Raw genomic sequence first — 15,106 nt, forward strand, 5'->3', positions numbered from 1 at the left:
TGTCGTGCCCGGCACGGCTGGCAGGCGCTGCCAGCCCCCTGCCCCGCACATGTTCAGGCGGGCTTGTTGCCTGCGCGGCGCCGGCGCGCTTCTTTCGGATCCGCCTGCAAGGGACGGTACACTTCCACGCGGTCATGCTCGCGCAAAACGGTATCGAGCGGCTTTCTCTTGCCGTAGATGCCGACCACATTGGCAGCCAGGTCAATCCCGGGCATCTCCTGCAGCAAACCGCTGCGCTCCACAGCCTGCCCAATGGTCGTACCGGCAGGCACCGTCAAGCTGCGCAAGAAGCTGCTGTCGGGCAAGGCATGACATACCTGCACCTGGATGTCTGCCTCAGCCATACACCGTCTCCGCGCGTTTGCAGAAGGAATCGACCATGCTGTTGGCGATCATGCCGAACACGGGGCCGATGATCTGCTCGAGCACGCGGCTGGAAAACTCGTAATGCAGGTCCAGTTCGATCTTGCAGGCGTCCTCGCGCAGGGCTTTGAAGGTCCACACGCCGTCGAGGGTCTTGAAAGGACCATCCACCAGCTTCATCTTGATGGAGCTGAAAGGCACGTTCTCATTGGACGTGGTGAAGCTTTGGCGCACGCCGTGGTAATGTATGCCCACGCTGGCGACGATCGTGTTCTCGCCCCGCTCGCGTATTTCGACCGCACCGCACCAGGGCAGGAATTTGGGATAATCCTCCACCGCCGCCACCAGCGCGAACATTTGTTCGGCGCTGTAGCCAAGAAAAACTGATTTATGTACTACTGCCATTGAAGAACCATTTGCTATGATGTTGGATACATTTGATTTTATCGCGCTTGCGCGAGACAGTAGTTTAACCGACCCGCGCACATTTACCATCTCATGACCATAGCAGACAACAGAAAAGCCTTCCACGACTACTTCATCGAGGATCGCTACGAAGCGGGCATCGTGCTGGAAGGCTGGGAAGTCAAAGCCATCCGCGACGCCCGCGTGCAAATCAAGGAAGCCTACGTTGTCGTCCGCGGCGACGAGCTGTTCCTGTTCGGCGCGCACATCAGCGCCCTGCCAACCGCCTCCACCCACATCCACCCGGAAGCCGTGCGCACGCGCAAGCTGCTGCTGCACCGTGCGGAAATGGATAAACTCATCGGCAAGGTGGAGCGCTCCGGCTACACGCTGGTGCCGCTCAACCTGCACTACAAGGGCGGCCGCGTGAAGTGCGAAATCGGCCTGGCCAAGGGCAAGAAACAGCACGACAAACGGGCTGCCGAGCGCGATCGCGATGGCGCACGCGAAGTCCAGGCGGCGATGAAGGTGCATCGCCGCTAAAGGCAGCACCACGCACGCGGCGTGCAAGGCAACACCAACCGGCCCGGCTATATGCCGGGTTTTATTTTAGGCTATGTCACCGTCAGGTGTGGGAACGCTCCCAGCGTTGCCTTCAGCAATGCTTCTGCAGAGCGGATGCGTCCCGCGTCGAGTATCCAGCGCCACCCCAGGTAATTCGGCAGGTAGCGCGTGGCCACGCCGTGAAAGACGACCAGCCATTCCCGCAAACGGCGGTGATAGGCGTTGACGTTCTGCACATGGACGGCGCCCCGCACGCGTATGCCGGCGCGCAAGTTGACGGCCCGGTGGCTGATCCCCGCCTCCCCGGAAAAAGCCCGGTAGGCGACATGGCCGTCGGTCACCAGCAGGACGTCCTGGTCGATAACGGGCGGCAAACAGCCATGCAGCTGCGCCCCCGTCAGCACGCCTTTTCCCGCGACGAAAGCCAGGGTTTGTCCCGTGCGGTCGCGCGCCACAACGATGCACACTGGCGCACTGAAAATACCACGCTGGCGGGCACGGCCGCCACGGCGACGGGCCGGACGTGCCAGATACCGCGCGCCCTTTTCCGATTCCAGCACGTACAGCTCATCGGCCTCGACGATGCCGTGCAGACGATGCGGCCGGTCCGTTTTTGCCAACGATAAAAACCGGTGGTGCCAGCGGAAGGCGGTATTGCGGTGCACACCCAGTTGGCTGGCTGCCCGGCGCACGGAATCGGATGCAAGCAGGCAATCGGCGTAATCGAGCCACCGCGATTTATGGCGCAGGCGGGCCAGCGGCGTGCCGGTTAGCGCATTGAATGTGCGCCCGCACGGCACGCAGCGGTAGCGCTGCAATCCGTGTGCGTGGCCATGGCGGTGAGCATGGCAGCTGTTGCAATCCGGACAGTGCAGACGCTGCCGGGCCACGCTTTCGACCAGTGCCACGGCGGCGTCCTGCCGGGCGGCCCCGCGCAGCAGGACGATGCCCTCCAGGCGCTGGCGACGGTTCAGTGCGGCGAACTGGGCGATGAAGATTTTCCACTGGGCTGGCTGCATGGAAGGCTCCCGTTTGGCTGAGATAGACAGTCAGACAACCGGGCCAGAGAAAAAATCCGGGACTTCCCATACTTAATGGGGACAGAGCCCCACTATTTTGCCGATTGCAGACAGCAAGCGGAAAATCCACAAACAGTGCGATGAAAACGAAACAGAGAAGGGAAAAGAAAAAACAGGAGAAAGGCTGGTATTGTTGAAAATACCACAAAATAAACAGCAGATGAATCAGGCTGACCGCAAGGGCAAAGAGCCATAAACCAAGAAAGTTCCGGATGCTTGCATGCTGCCTTGTACTACACCTGTACTACCACACAGGACAAGCATCCGAATGAACGGTGAATTACACCTTCAGCAGATCACGCGACTTGCCCGAATCGGTCCACTCTTTGACCCATTTCGGCTGACGGCCACGGCCAGTCCATTGCTGTGTCGGATCATCGGGATTGCGATAGCGCACAGCGACGGTACCGGTTTTAGCGCGTATGCCTGTACCAACCAGATCTTTTACGGAAACACCGACGCTCTGAGCGATTGCGAGGATTTGTTCACGGGCTTTGGACAGGTCATCTTGCTCGCGCTTTTTCATTTGCTTCTTGATGTCGTCCTGCAGCGTACGCAGTTCGGACAGGGATAAGCTGGACAGATCCATGATATTTCCTTTGTGTGAGTTGAAAAATATAACTGAACAGTTAAATTCTATCCAATTGTAACGCGGCTGAGGCAATTTTTCTTGAGATTTGAATGTTTTTTTGCACTTCTTTTATCAAAAAACCCAGTTTCACATGGCCATGGGCCGGTACAGTCCCCAAAAAACGCTGCAACTGCCGCGACGGCAAGCCCGCCAGCAGGGACCAGGAGAAGATTCAATTTGGCGCCCTGTGTCATTTATTTTGCAGCACTTTTTGTTTCATTGCAATTTATTGCCATAATAATGGCAATTCACGAAAAGCATGGGAGCAATACCATCCTTCCCTTTTCTCGGTAATTCATTGAAATCGAATGTCTATCAGCACACATTCAGCTCATCACATGCCGCCGCATGTACATCGGCGCCTACTATAATCGAAAACATAAACCAGTGCTGCACGCCAGGCATAATATGCAAACATGCGGAGCATACCACGGCATAAAATAACGAAACCTGTATATGTCAAATGAGCCGCATTTTCCGACACGCTCCGCTGCCTATCGCACCATACAAATGCAAACCGCCCGCTATCGGGCGGGCGGCACTTGCTGCGTCACTTACTACTGAATAACTAGTCAGGTCTGGCCCTCAGGGAATGGCCACCCCGCTTTTCGGCTTCTGGCTTTTCACCACCTGCATCGCCGTCGCAATCAAGCCGCTCATATCGCCCAGATTGGCCGGCACGATAATCGAATTATTCGTTTTAGCCAATTGTGCAAATGCACCAACATACTGCTCGGCAACCTTCAGATTAACGGCATCTTCACCGCCCGGCTCGCGAATCGCCGCCCCTACCTGGCGCAACGCTTCGGCACTGGCCTGCGCCAGGGCCACGATGGCGGTGGCCTGCCCCTCGGCGCGATTGATGGACGCCTGCTTCTCGCCCTCCGAACGGGCGATGTTCGCTTCACGTTCGCCGCTGGCAATATTGATCTGCTCCTGCTTGCGTCCTTCCGACGCGGCGATCAGCGCGCGCTTTTCCCGTTCGGCAGTGATTTGCGCCTGCATCGCATGCAGGATTTCCTTTGGCGGCGTCAAATCCTTGATTTCATAGCGCAATACCTTGACGCCCCAATTGGCGGCAGACTCATCAATGGCATTCACGATGGCGGTATTGATATGGTCGCGCTCTTCAAATGTCTTGTCGAGCTCCATTTTACCGATAACGGAACGCAAGGTAGTTTGCGCCAGCTGCGTAATGGCGGCGATATAATTCGACGAGCCATACGAGGCGCGCATGGCGTCGGTAATCTGGAAATACAGAATCCCGTCGACCTGCAATTGCGTATTGTCGCGCGTAATGCACACCTGTGGCGGCACATCAAGCGGGATTTCCTTCAGCACATGCTTGTAAGCAATACGGTCGACGAATGGCACGACGATATTCAGGCCGGGGCCCAATACGGCGTGGAATTTTCCCAGGCGCTCGACTACCCAGGCATGCTGCTGCGGCACCACATTGACCGTCTTGAAGACAAATACCAATGCCAGCAATAACAAGATCAGCGACACGCTTCCGATGTTTACTTCCATAATCTACTCTCCAGGTTATCCAACAATCAAACGGCTGCCGCGCACGGCACGTATGGTGTAATGACCGGCCTGCGTATCACTGCCGGGTATCAATTCCACATCCCACAAGGCACCGCGATACGTGACACGCGCCACGCCATCGACCCAATGCGCCACGGCCACGCGTTGCCCGATATCGAGATTCACATTCGGATCCTGGGCCGCATCGCGCCGCGCCGCCTTGCCGAAACGGCTGCGCCGCAATAACAGGGTCGCAGCCACGCCGACAATGGCCGCCGTCATGGCCTGCCAACTGCCATTACCGCCCGCCAGCGCCACCAATCCGCCCGCGCCGACACCGATGGCGATCATCAGCAGATAAAACGTGCCCGTGAACAATTCCAGGATCAGTACCACGCCTGCCGCCACAAACCAGCCCACCCATTCAGCCATGATGCCTCCGTCCATTTGAATCCGAAAATAAAAAACCCCGCAGCCTATATAAGCGACGGGGTTTAATGCGAAATACCAGCTGATATTATTCTTGCCAGACACCTATATACAAGCAGTCTAACGCAATTCCGGATGACGTCAATAGCCGGGGGCGAATTAGCCCGCTGGCCCGGCACGTTTCACACCTGACAAAACCGTAGCGAGCGGATGTGATTTGTGGCTGAGAAGCGGAACTGTGCGAAGTACGGGGCCGCCGAGGCAGTGAGCATCGGCGGCGGCAAATCGCGACGCGCAGTAGGTACTGGCAGGTGCTCTTACTCTTCCAGCAGGCTGCGCAACATCCACGCTGTCTTTTCATGCAAATCCAGGCGCTGCGTGATCAGGTCGGCCGTTGGCTGGTCGTTGGCCTTTTCCAGCAGCGGGAACAAACGGCGCGCCGTGCGTGCAGTTGCCTCTTGCGCCGACACCAGATGGCTGACCATTTCCAGGGCTGGCGGCACGCCGTCGATTTCCTTGATCGAGGCCAGCTTGACGAATTCCTTGTACGTGCCCGGTGCCGGATAGCCAAGGGCGCGGATGCGCTCGGCGATCAGATCCAGCGCGCCCCATTGCTCCGTGTACTGCGTCATGAACATCAGGTGCAGGGTGTTGAACATCGGCCCCTTCACGTTCCAGTGGAAATTGTGGGTCATCAGGTACAAGGTGTAGCTGTCAGCCAGCAGGCCGGACAGGCCTTCCGCGATCTTCGCACGGTCCGCTTCGGAAATGCCGATGTCGATCTTTGCAGCTTTGGTCGGTTTCTTGCTTGCCATATGAACTCCCGTCAATGTGTTGGTGGAATCATTTTAGCTGATCTTGCGCTATCTCATCATTCAGCCGCGTGCGCCGCCCGCCAGGGACTTGACACCGAGGATGGCACATAAAAAAACCCGCTGCCAGGTGAGTGGCAGCGGGTTTTCAGAGGGCAATAATGATAGATGCTTACGCTTTCAGCGCAGCCAGCTTTTGCCAGGTATCGATCACCGAGTCAGGATTCAAGGACATCGATTCGATGCCCTGCTCCATCAGCCAGACGGCAAAGTCGGGATGGTCGGAAGGACCCTGGCCGCAAATGCCGATGTACTTGCCGCGTGCCAGGCAAGCCTTGATGGCCAGGGCCAGCAGCGCTTTCACGGCAGGATCGCGCTCGTCGAAGTCGGCGGCCAGCAATTCCATGCCGGAATCGCGGTCCAGGCCCAGGGTCAGCTGGGTCAGATCGTTCGAACCGATCGAGAAGCCGTCGAAATGGTCGAGGAACTGGTCGGCCAGGATGGCGTTCGATGGCACTTCGCACATCATGATGACGCGCAAGCCGTTCTCGCCCCGCTTCAGGCCGTTTTTCGCCAGCAGGTCGATGACTTTCTCGGCCTGGCCCAGGGTGCGCACGAATGGCACCATGATTTCCACGTTTGTCAGGCCCATGTCATTGCGCACGCGTTTCATCGCCTCGCATTCCATGTTGAACGCTTCGGAGAAGTCGGCCGACAGGTAGCGCGCCGCGCCGCGGAAGCCCAGCATCGGGTTTTCCTCGTCCGGCTCGTAGCGCGAACCGCCGATCAGCTTCTTGTACTCGTTCGACTTGAAGTCGGACAGGCGCACGATGACTTTCTTCGGCCAGAACGCGGCGGCGATGGTGGCGATGCCTTCGGCCAGCTTGTCGATATAGAACGCTTTCGGCGATGCGTGACCTCGCGCCACGGATTCCACGGCCTTTTTCAGGTCGGCGTCGATGTTCGGGTATTCGAGGATCGCGCGCGGATGCACACCAATATTGTTATTGATGATGAATTCCAGGCGCGCCAGACCCACGCCGGCGTTCGGCACGGACTGGAAGTCGAACGCCAGTTGCGGATTGCCCACATTGAGCATGATCTTGGTGTCGAGCTTCGGCAATTCGCCGCGCGACACTTCCGACACTTCCGTTTCCAGCAGACCGTCGTAGATCTTGCCTTCGTCGCCTTCCGAGCAGACGACGGTAACAAACGTGCCATCTTTCAGCACGTCGGTCGCGTCGCCGCAGCCGACGACGGCAGGCACGCCGAGTTCACGGGCAATAATTGCTGCGTGGCAAGTACGGCCGCCGCGATTGGTGACGATGGCCGAAGCGCGCTTCATGACCGGTTCCCAGTTCGGGTCCGTCATGTCGGCAACGAGTACGTCGCCTGGCTGCACGCGCTCCATGTCGGCCGGGTCGTGAATCACGCGCACGGGGCCGGCGCCGATCTTCTGGCCGATGGCGCGGCCGGACGTCAGCACGGTGCCGGTGCTCTTCAGCTTGAAGCGTTCCTGCACGTCGGTCGCCTTTTGCTGCGACTTGACGGTCTCGGGACGCGCCTGCAGGATGTACAGCTTGCCGTCGCGGCCATCCTTGCCCCACTCGATGTCCATCGGACGGCCATAGTGGTTTTCGATGATGACGGCGTATTTCGCCAGTTCCACCACTTCGCTGTCGTTCAGCGAGTAGCGGTTGCGCATTTCGACAGGCACGTCGACGGTTTTCACGGAACGGCCGGCTTTCGCTTCGTTCGTGAATTCCATCTTCAGCAGTTTGGAGCCGATATTGCGGCGGATCACAGGCGACTTGCCTTTTTCCAGCATCGGCTTGTGCACATAGAATTCGTCGGGGTTGACGGCGCCCTGCACCACGGTTTCACCGAGGCCATAGCTGGAAGTGACGAACACCACGTCCTTGAAGCCCGATTCCGTATCGATGGTAAACATCACGCCGGCGGCGCCCAGGTCGGAACGCACCATGCGCTGCACGCCGGCCGACAAGGCCACTTCAGCGTGCGTAAAACCCTTGTGTACGCGGTAGGAAATGGCGCGGTCGTTGTACAGCGACGCGAATACCTGTTTCATCGCTTCGAGCACGTTGTCGATGCCGACCACGTTCAGGAAAGTTTCTTGCTGGCCAGCAAAAGATGCGTCCGGCAAGTCTTCCGCCGTCGCCGAGGAACGCACGGCAAACGACATTTCGGTATCGGAGTCGGCCACCAGCTTGGCGTAGAACTGGTCGATTTCAGCCGCCAGGCGGGGCTGGAACGGGGTTTCCACGATCCATTGACGGATCTCGGCACCGGCTTGCGCCAGCGCGCGCACATCGTCGATGTCCAGGCCTTCCAGGCGCTGGGCAATGCGCTCGGCCAGCGGCAGGCCGCCGTTGGCGCTATACGACAGGAAGTCGCGGAATGCCTGTGCCGTGGTGGCGAAGCCACCGGGCACGCGCACGCCAGCTTCGGCCAGCTGGCTGATCATTTCGCCCAGGGAGGCGTTCTTGCCGCCGACGGATTCGACATCCGTCATGCGCAAATGCTCGAACGAGGCGACGTACACCGCGTCCTTGTCTTTCTCCTGCGATACTGCGTTGGTCATAATGACACCCTTACTGATGATAGAAATCTTTACGCGAGGCGCACAGACAGTCTTCTTGTTATTCTTGGCGTCGTGCAGCACAATCATACCGTTACAGCCATTTTACCTTGTGCGGCGCAAATTGACGACGCACAATCTTGATCCGAAAACCCATGACACAAGAACCACGCCCCCCTCTGCCCGCCGCGGCCCGCACCGTTTTCTTCGTTTCTGACGGTACCGGCATCACCGCCGAGACGTTCGGCCATTCGGTGCTGACGCAGTTCGACCTGCGCTTCCGCCAGATTCGCCTGCCCTTTATCGACACCATGGACAAGGCGTACGAGGCGGCGCGCAAGATCAACGAAGCGTTTGCCACCGACGGCCAGCGTCCCATCATCTTCTCCACCCTGGTGAAAAACGACCTGTCGGCCGTGATCCGCAAGTCCAGCGGCATGCACATGGACCTGATCCAGACCTTCGTCGCCCCGCTGGAGCAGGAGCTGGGCGTGATGTCCACCCACACCATCGGCCGCTCGCACAACATCGTCGACAGCGAGGAATACAAGAACCGCATCGAGGCGATCAATTATTCGCTGGCCCATGACGATGGGCAGTCACACAAGAACCTGTCATCGGCCGATGTCATTCTGGTGGGTGTTTCCCGCTCTGGCAAGACCCCGACCAGCCTGTACCTGGCCATGCAGTACGGCATCAAAGCGGCCAATTACCCGCTGATTCCCGAGGATTTCGAGCGTGAAAAGCTGCCGACGGCACTGAACGAATTTAAGAATAAAATTTTCGGATTAAGCATTACGCCCGAACGTTTGTCGGAAATACGCAACGAAAGACGTGCTGGAAGCAAGTATGCGGCCATTGAAAATTGCCGCTATGAGGTCAACGAAGCGGAGAAAATGATGAAACGCGAGGGTATCCGCTGGCTGTCGTCGACCACCAAGTCGATCGAGGAAATCTCCACGACGATCCTGCAGGAGATCAAACCGAACCGCCGCGAATACTGAATCAGGCAGCCGGACAAAAAACGGGGCCCTTGAGGCCCCGTTGCATTTCCTGCTACTGGTTCTGGCGCACCTGCTCGAAGAAGCAGACGGCGGCGCAGGCGGCCACGTTCAGCGATTCGATCTGGCCAAGATGGGGAATGACCACCTGGTGCGTCGCCATCGACAGCAAATCGTCGGCCACGCCCTGCCCTTCGTGGCCGAACAGCCAGGCAACTGGCTGGCGCAGGTCGACGTCGTACAAGCGCTGCGTGGCGTAGCCGCTGGTGGCGAGGGTCGCCACCTTGGCGCCGGCGACCAGTGCGGCCAGGTCGACGTTTTCAAAGATATCGAGCACGAAGTGCGCGCCCATCGCTGCGCGCAGCACCTTGGGCGACCAGCAGAAGGCCGTGCCGGCGCTGCAGTACACCTGCGTGATGCCGGCGGCCGCCGCGCTGCGCAGGATGGAGCCCACGTTGCCCGGGTCTTGCAGGTTATCGAGCAGCACGGCCGACACGCTCAGCGGCTGCGTGACGGCCCGCTCCGGCGTCTCGATGAGGAACATCACGCCCACGCCGTGCTCCACTTGGCTGACGGCGTTGTACAGCGCGTCGGGCAAGCCCAGTACGTGCGCGCGCTGCGCTTCGAGCTGGCCGACGATGTCCGCCACCTCCGCATTCTGCAGGGCGCTTTCGCTGACGATGCATTGTTCCGGCATGCCGCGCAGCTGCAGGTAGGACTGGCACAGATGCACGCCGTCGAGCAGGGTGCGGCCCGACTTGCGGCGCGCCTGCGAACTGCCCGCCAGTTTCAGCAAATCCTTGTATTGCGCATTGTCGCGCGAAGTGATCGTCTTCATGCCACCACCTCCTGCGCGCCGAACAGCGCAATGACGTTGCGCACGGGCGCGAACGAACGGCGGTGCACGGGCGAGGCGCCGTGCAGGTGTAGCCGCTCCAGGTGCAATTTGGTGCCATAGCCCTTGTGCTGGTCAAAGCAGTACTCGGGATAGGCCGCGTGCAGGTGCACCAGGGCCGCGTCGCGCGCCGTCTTGGCCAGGATCGAGGCCGCGGAAATCGAATCGACCTTGTCGTCGCCGCCGACGATGGCCATGCCGCGTATTGGCATCACGGGGCAGCGGTTGCCGTCGATCAGCGCCAGGGTCGGCACGGTAGACAAAGCCTCGACGGCGCGGCGCATGGCCAGCATCGACGCCTGCAGGATGTTCAGGCGGTCGATTTCCTCTTCCGACGCTTCGGCGATGGCCCAGGCCAGGGCCTTGGCCTTGATCTGCGGCGCCAGCAGGTCGCGTTTGGCTTCAGTAAGCTTTTTCGAGTCGCGCAAGCCGTCGATGGGCTGATTCGGGTCGAGGATCACGGCGGCGGCGAAGACCGGGCCGGCCAGCGGACCGCGTCCTGCCTCGTCGACGCCGCAGATGATTTCATCGAGCGAGAATGGCAAGTCGTCAAACAGGCCGGGATAGATATTTTTCACGTTGAATCTTTGGTTGGTACTGCGGTTGAAGCGGTGATCGGGAATTACTTGCCATTGGCGGCGATGACCTGCATGACGGCGTTGGCGCTCTCTCGCGCGCTGTCGCGCAGCAGGCTGTGGTGCATGTCCGCGAAGCGCTGCACCAGGCGCAGGCGGCCCGGCACGTCGCTCAGCTGCCGCCACATGGCCTCGGCCAGCGCTTCGGGACTGGCCGCGTTCTGCAGCAGTTCGGGCACCAGGTAGTCGCGCGCCAGGATGTTCGGCAAACCAATCCACGGCTGGTAGCCCATGTGGCGCATGATTTCCCACGAAGCGCGCATCATTTTGTAGGCGATGACCATGGGCTTCTTGTACAGCGCCACCTCCAGCGACGCCGTGCCGGACGCCACCAGTACTGCATCGGCGGCGCAGATGGCAGTGTGCGAGCCGCCATCGGTGAGCACGATTTCGACATCCTGCAAGCCCGCCTCACGGATGAGTTGCAAAAAGTACTGGCGCTGCTTTTCGCCGGCCATCGGTGCGACGAAGCGCAGCGAGCGGTCGCGCGCCAGCAGCAGCTTGCAGGCGGCCACGAACGCCACCGTATTGTATTTGAGTTCGCCCATGCGGCTGCCCGGCATCAGGGTCACCACGTTGGCGTCTTCGGGCAAGCCCAGGACACGGCGCGCGGCCGCTTCGTCGGGCTGCAGGGGGATCATCTCGGCCAGCGGATGGCCGACATAGGTAACGGGCACGCCTGCCTTGCGGTAGATCTCTTCCTCGAACGGGAAGATCACCAGCATGTGCGAGACGGCCTTGATGATTTTCTTGATGCGCCCGCCGCGCCAGGCCCAGATCTGCGGCCCGATGTAGTGCACGGTGGGGATGCCGCCTTCCTTCAGCTGCTGCTCGAGTCCCAGGTTAAAGCCCGGGTAGTCGGCGCCGATGAAGACGGCGGGACGCTCCGCCAGCAGCTGGTCGCGCAGCGCATTCTGGATGCCCTTGATTTCGCGGTAGCGGGGAATGATCTCGAACAGGCCGCGCACGGTCAATTTGTCGAGCGGCCAGTCCGACACGAAGCCCTGCCTGGCCATGTGCTCGCCGCCGATGCCGTGGAAGCGAGCGCCGGGCAGCTGCGGCACGAGGCCGGACAGCAGCCGGCTGGCCAGCAGGTCGCCCGACACCTCGCCGGCGACGATGGCGACCGACAGGCCGCTGGAATGGTCAGCGGACGATGCCACGCGACGCCACGCCCAAAAATTCGCGCATGGCGCGAATGTGTTCCGCCACCTCGGGCGACGATGCCGCTTCTTCTTCGAACAGGGCCGCCTTGGATTCTTCCAGGGTCAGTCCCGAGCGATAGATGAGTTTATACGCGGCGCGGATGCCGTTGATCTGCTCGCGCGTAAAGCCGCGGCGTTTCAGGCCTTCGATATTGACGCCATGGGCCTGCGCCGGATTGCCGTTCAGGAGCACGAACGGCGGCACGTCCTGCGTCAGGCTGGTGCTCATGCCGACAAAGGCATGCGCGCCGATCTTGCAGAACTGGTGCACATTGGCGAAACCGCTCATGATGACCCAGTCGCCGATTTCCACGTGGCCCGCCAGCTGGGCGTTGTTCGAAAAGATGGTGTTGTTGCCCACCAGGCAGTCGTGCGCCAGGTGCACATACGCCGAAATCCAGTTGTCATTGCCCAGGCGCGTCACACCGCCGCCTTGCACGGTTCCCGTGTTGAAGGTGCAAAACTCCCGGATGGTGTTGCGGTCGCCAATTTCCAGGCGCGTGGCCTCGCCAGACCATTTTTTATCCTGCGGCTGCGCGCCGATGGAGGAAAACTGGAACAGGTGGTTGTCCGCGCCTATCGTCGTATGGCCGTCGATCACCACATGCGGGCCGACCCTGGTGCCGGCGCCGATGCGCACGTGCGGGCCGATGATGGAGTACGGGCCCACCTCGACCGAGCTGTCCAGCTCGGCCTTCGGATCGATGACTGCCGTCGAGTGGATGGCCGCCATTACTGCCCCGCTGGCTGGCTCGCATCCTGCGCGCTGCGGATCGTGCACATCAGTTCACCTTCTACGGCCAGCTTGCCGTCGACCGTACCGACGGCCTTGTATTTCCAGATGCCGCGCGAGACGCGCAGGATTTCCACGTCCATCTTCAACTGGTCGCCCGGTTCGACAGGACGCTTGAAGCGCGCATTGTCGATGCCGACAAAGTAGACCACCGAGTTCTCGTCCGGCTTCACGCCCATCGACAGGAACGACAGCAGCGCCGCCGTTTGCGCCAGCGCTTCGATCATCAGCACGCCGGGCATGACCGGCTTGTGCGGGAAATGGCCCTGGAAGAACTCTTCGTTGACCGTCACATTCTTGATGGCGGTGATGGTTTTGTTCGCCTCCCAGTCCAGCACGCGGTCGACCAGCAGCAGCGGGTAGCGGTGCGGCAGCAGCGATTTGATGGCGAGGATGTCGAGGGTCTTGTTTTCAGTAGTCATTTTTCGTCTTGCGTGGTCAGTGTTTTAATTGTTTTTTCAAGCGCGCGGATTTTTTCGCGCATGCTTGACAGGTTGCGCACGATGGCGGCGCTCTTTTCCCAGTCGGCGTTCTTGGCCAGCGGGTAGAAACCCGTGTACTGGCCCGGCTCCGCGATCGAGCGCGAGACCATGCTGCCGGAACCGACATGGACGCGGTCGGCAATCGTCAGGTGGCCCAGCACCATGGCGGCGCCGCCAAAGGTGCAGTACTTGCCGATGACGGCGCTGCCCGCCACGCCGACGCAGCCGGCCATCGCCGTATGCGCGCCGATGTGGCAGTTGTGGCCGATCTGGATCTGGTTATCCAGCTTGACACCATCTTCGATGATGGTGTCGGCCAATGCGCCACGGTCGATGGTGGTATTGGCGCCGATATCGACATCGTCGCCGATCACCACCCTGCCCGTCTGCGGAATCTTGATATACACGCCGCCCTCGTTGGCGAAGCCGAATCCGTCGGTGCCGATCACGGCGCCCGAATGGATGATGCCGCGCTGGCCGATCATGCAGCGCGCATGGAAGGTCACGTTGGCGAACAACTGCGTGCCGGCGCCGATGACGGCGTCGCGGCCCACCACGCAGCCAGGACCGATCACGCAGCCGGCGCCGATCACGGCGCCCGCCTCGATCACCGCATGGGCGCCGATGGACGCGCTGGCATCGACCTGCGCGCCGGCGTCGACAAAGGCGCTCGGATGGATGCCCAGCGGCGCCCTGATTTCATGCAGGTCGGCGAAATACTGCGCCGCGCGCGCGAAATACACATAGGGATTCGGTGTGACGATGCGCGCGCCCGCATACTCGGCGCCGATCAGCGCATCGTCGGCCGGCGTGAGGATCAGCGCAGCGGCGCCGCTCTGGGCCGCCTGTGCGCGGAACTTGCTATTGCTGAGAAAGCTGATGTGCGAAGCGCCGGCGTCAGCCAGCGGAGCGATCCCTGAAACTTCCAGGTTGGGCTCGCCCGCCAATTGTCCGCCGAAGCGTTCGACCAATTCTCCTAGTCGAGTGCCCATCTATGAAACCCTTATAAAAACGCCTGCCACTGCCTACTGCGCGGCGCGATTTGCGGTCTCCGATGCTCACTGTGCATGCGCACAGCTCCGCTTCTCAACCACAACTCACATCCGCTCGCTACGGCACTGCCAGGCGTAAAACCTATTACAATTACTTGTCCAGCGCCTTCAGCACCTTGTCGGTGATGTCGATGCGCGGGCTGGCCCACAGGGCTTCCTGCAGCACGATGTCATATCCCTCGATATGGGCCATCTGCTGGATGATGGTGTTGGCCTTTTCCGCGATGGCGCTGCGCTCTTCGTTCGTGCGCTGACTCAGGTCTTCGCGGAACTCGCGCTGGCGGCGCTGCAATTCCTTGTCCAGCTCAAAAAACTCGCGCTGGCGCTTGGCCCGCTCAGCCTCGCTCAGGGTTGGCATGTCCTTTTCCAGGGCCTCGTTGGCCACCTTGAAGCGGGCGGCCAGTTCCTGCATGGCCTTTTCACGCGTGCGGAATTCCTCCGCCAGCTTGGCGCTGGCCAGCTTGGCCAGCCTCGATTCGTTATAAATACGTTCGCTGCTGATCCAGGCGATCTTCGACTCCTGAGCCTGCGCCTGCACCGGCAACAGCGAACTCCAGCACAATGCGATCATGGCAAGGGACTTGGGCAGGGTAGCGGATGCGGTGTTCATGATACTCCATGGTCAAAAAGT

17 protein-coding genes are annotated in these 15,106 nt (G+C 60.3%); 2 read left to right on the plus strand and 15 right to left on the minus strand.

Going from position 1 to position 15,106, the window contains the following annotated elements; all coding sequences use genetic code 11:
* Positions 1 to 53: 53 nt before the first annotated feature.
* Together CBW50_RS09005 and CBW50_RS09010 are read right to left on the minus strand one after the other, a co-directional pair.
* Positions 54 to 344, minus strand: a complete 291-nt coding sequence (locus tag CBW50_RS09005; RefSeq protein WP_086145218.1) for an RnfH family protein — start codon at positions 342 to 344, stop codon at positions 54 to 56.
* Entirely contained in the window at positions 337 to 768 is a 432-nt protein-coding gene (locus tag CBW50_RS09010) for a type II toxin-antitoxin system RatA family toxin (RefSeq protein WP_076569812.1), read from the minus strand. Before CBW50_RS09010 ends, CBW50_RS09005 begins: the two co-directional genes overlap by 8 nt.
* 93 nt (positions 769 to 861) lie before the next feature.
* Here CBW50_RS09010 and smpB point away from each other — a divergent pair, with 93 nt between their 5' ends.
* The gene (gene smpB / locus CBW50_RS09015; protein ID WP_076569810.1) at positions 862 to 1,311 is read left to right on the plus strand and encodes an SsrA-binding protein SmpB; all 450 of its coding nucleotides are present in this window, start codon (positions 862 to 864) and stop codon (positions 1,309 to 1,311) included.
* A gap of 71 nt (positions 1,312 to 1,382) precedes the next feature.
* On the opposite strand, the gene CBW50_RS09020 is transcribed toward smpB, so the two are convergent.
* From CBW50_RS09020 to ppsA, 6 genes are all read right to left on the minus strand, one after another.
* On the minus strand, positions 1,383 to 2,351 hold the full coding sequence (locus tag CBW50_RS09020; protein ID WP_086145219.1) for an IS1595 family transposase: 969 nt from the start codon (positions 2,349 to 2,351) through the stop codon (positions 1,383 to 1,385).
* Positions 2,352 to 2,691: 340 nt separating this feature from the next.
* Positions 2,692 to 3,000, minus strand: coding sequence for an H-NS family nucleoid-associated regulatory protein (locus CBW50_RS09025; protein ID WP_076569808.1), 309 nt, complete (start codon positions 2,998 to 3,000; stop codon positions 2,692 to 2,694).
* Positions 3,001 to 3,627: 627 nt separating this feature from the next.
* Positions 3,628 to 4,572 (minus strand): SPFH domain-containing protein, encoded by a 945-nt coding sequence (locus CBW50_RS09030; protein ID WP_086145220.1) that lies wholly within the window; start codon positions 4,570 to 4,572, stop codon positions 3,628 to 3,630.
* Between the two features lie 15 nt (positions 4,573 to 4,587).
* Complete coding sequence (locus CBW50_RS09035) at positions 4,588 to 5,004, minus strand: NfeD family protein (RefSeq protein ID WP_086145261.1); 417 nt, start codon at positions 5,002 to 5,004, stop codon at positions 4,588 to 4,590.
* A 314-nt stretch (positions 5,005 to 5,318) separates the two neighbouring features.
* On the minus strand, positions 5,319 to 5,816 hold the full coding sequence (locus CBW50_RS09040) for a Dps family protein (protein WP_086145221.1): 498 nt from the start codon (positions 5,814 to 5,816) through the stop codon (positions 5,319 to 5,321).
* A gap of 169 nt (positions 5,817 to 5,985) precedes the next feature.
* Complete coding sequence (gene ppsA / locus CBW50_RS09045) at positions 5,986 to 8,415, minus strand: phosphoenolpyruvate synthase (protein WP_086145222.1); 2,430 nt, start codon at positions 8,413 to 8,415, stop codon at positions 5,986 to 5,988.
* Between the two features lie 152 nt (positions 8,416 to 8,567).
* Here ppsA and CBW50_RS09050 point away from each other — a divergent pair, with 152 nt between their 5' ends.
* On the plus strand, positions 8,568 to 9,416 hold the full coding sequence (locus CBW50_RS09050) for a pyruvate, water dikinase regulatory protein (RefSeq protein ID WP_086145223.1): 849 nt from the start codon (positions 8,568 to 8,570) through the stop codon (positions 9,414 to 9,416).
* 52 nt (positions 9,417 to 9,468) lie between these two features.
* Here CBW50_RS09050 and CBW50_RS09055 read toward each other — a convergent pair whose 3' ends face one another.
* The 7 genes from CBW50_RS09055 to CBW50_RS09085 form a co-directional block, all read right to left on the minus strand.
* Positions 9,469 to 10,251 (minus strand): RNA methyltransferase, encoded by a 783-nt coding sequence (locus tag CBW50_RS09055; RefSeq protein ID WP_086145224.1) that lies wholly within the window; start codon positions 10,249 to 10,251, stop codon positions 9,469 to 9,471.
* The gene (gene rnhB / locus CBW50_RS09060) at positions 10,248 to 10,886 is read right to left on the minus strand and encodes a ribonuclease HII (RefSeq protein ID WP_086145225.1); all 639 of its coding nucleotides are present in this window, start codon (positions 10,884 to 10,886) and stop codon (positions 10,248 to 10,250) included. Before rnhB ends, CBW50_RS09055 begins: the two co-directional genes overlap by 4 nt.
* A 44-nt stretch (positions 10,887 to 10,930) precedes the next feature.
* The gene (gene lpxB / locus CBW50_RS09065) at positions 10,931 to 12,106 is read right to left on the minus strand and encodes a lipid-A-disaccharide synthase (RefSeq protein ID WP_086145226.1); all 1,176 of its coding nucleotides are present in this window, start codon (positions 12,104 to 12,106) and stop codon (positions 10,931 to 10,933) included.
* The gene (gene lpxA / locus CBW50_RS09070; protein ID WP_086145227.1) at positions 12,090 to 12,881 is read right to left on the minus strand and encodes an acyl-ACP--UDP-N-acetylglucosamine O-acyltransferase; all 792 of its coding nucleotides are present in this window, start codon (positions 12,879 to 12,881) and stop codon (positions 12,090 to 12,092) included. Before lpxA ends, lpxB begins: the two co-directional genes overlap by 17 nt.
* Positions 12,881 to 13,363 (minus strand): 3-hydroxyacyl-ACP dehydratase FabZ, encoded by a 483-nt coding sequence (gene fabZ, locus CBW50_RS09075; protein ID WP_086145228.1) that lies wholly within the window; start codon positions 13,361 to 13,363, stop codon positions 12,881 to 12,883. The genes lpxA and fabZ overlap by 1 nt, the downstream gene beginning before the upstream one ends.
* The gene (gene lpxD, locus CBW50_RS09080) at positions 13,360 to 14,415 is read right to left on the minus strand and encodes a UDP-3-O-(3-hydroxymyristoyl)glucosamine N-acyltransferase (protein WP_086145229.1); all 1,056 of its coding nucleotides are present in this window, start codon (positions 14,413 to 14,415) and stop codon (positions 13,360 to 13,362) included. Before lpxD ends, fabZ begins: the two co-directional genes overlap by 4 nt.
* Before the next feature lie 151 nt (positions 14,416 to 14,566).
* A complete protein-coding gene (locus tag CBW50_RS09085; RefSeq protein ID WP_076569785.1) occupies positions 14,567 to 15,085 on the minus strand; it encodes an OmpH family outer membrane protein in 519 nt (172 codons plus the stop codon).
* Positions 15,086 to 15,106 lie beyond the last annotated feature (21 nt).

It is taken from the genome of Janthinobacterium sp. GW458P, assembly GCF_002127585.1.
Classification (GTDB): domain Bacteria; phylum Pseudomonadota; class Gammaproteobacteria; order Burkholderiales; family Burkholderiaceae_D; genus Janthinobacterium.

Bases quoted from the DNA above. Each gene is read 5' to 3' on its own strand.
- CBW50_RS09005 (WP_086145218.1), bottom strand. From the start codon at position 344: ATGGCTGAGGCAGACATCCAGGTGCAGGTATGTCATGCCTTGCCCGAC.
- CBW50_RS09010 (WP_076569812.1), bottom strand. From the start codon at position 768: ATGGCAGTAGTACATAAATCAGTTTTTCTTGGCTACAGCGCCGAACAA.
- smpB (WP_076569810.1), top strand. From the start codon at position 862: ATGACCATAGCAGACAACAGAAAAGCCTTCCACGACTACTTCATCGAG.
- CBW50_RS09020 (WP_086145219.1), bottom strand. From the start codon at position 2,351: ATGCAGCCAGCCCAGTGGAAAATCTTCATCGCCCAGTTCGCCGCACTG.
- CBW50_RS09025 (WP_076569808.1), bottom strand. From the start codon at position 3,000: ATGGATCTGTCCAGCTTATCCCTGTCCGAACTGCGTACGCTGCAGGAC.
- CBW50_RS09030 (WP_086145220.1), bottom strand. From the start codon at position 4,572: ATGGAAGTAAACATCGGAAGCGTGTCGCTGATCTTGTTATTGCTGGCA.
- CBW50_RS09035 (WP_086145261.1), bottom strand. From the start codon at position 5,004: ATGGCTGAATGGGTGGGCTGGTTTGTGGCGGCAGGCGTGGTACTGATC.
- CBW50_RS09040 (WP_086145221.1), bottom strand. From the start codon at position 5,816: ATGGCAAGCAAGAAACCGACCAAAGCTGCAAAGATCGACATCGGCATT.
- ppsA (WP_086145222.1), bottom strand. From the start codon at position 8,415: ATGACCAACGCAGTATCGCAGGAGAAAGACAAGGACGCGGTGTACGTC.
- CBW50_RS09050 (WP_086145223.1), top strand. From the start codon at position 8,568: ATGACACAAGAACCACGCCCCCCTCTGCCCGCCGCGGCCCGCACCGTT.
- CBW50_RS09055 (WP_086145224.1), bottom strand. From the start codon at position 10,251: ATGAAGACGATCACTTCGCGCGACAATGCGCAATACAAGGATTTGCTG.
- lpxA (WP_086145227.1), bottom strand. From the start codon at position 12,881: ATGGCGGCCATCCACTCGACGGCAGTCATCGATCCGAAGGCCGAGCTG.
- fabZ (WP_086145228.1), bottom strand. From the start codon at position 13,363: ATGACTACTGAAAACAAGACCCTCGACATCCTCGCCATCAAATCGCTG.
- lpxD (WP_086145229.1), bottom strand. From the start codon at position 14,415: ATGGGCACTCGACTAGGAGAATTGGTCGAACGCTTCGGCGGACAATTG.
- CBW50_RS09085 (WP_076569785.1), bottom strand. From the start codon at position 15,085: ATGAACACCGCATCCGCTACCCTGCCCAAGTCCCTTGCCATGATCGCA.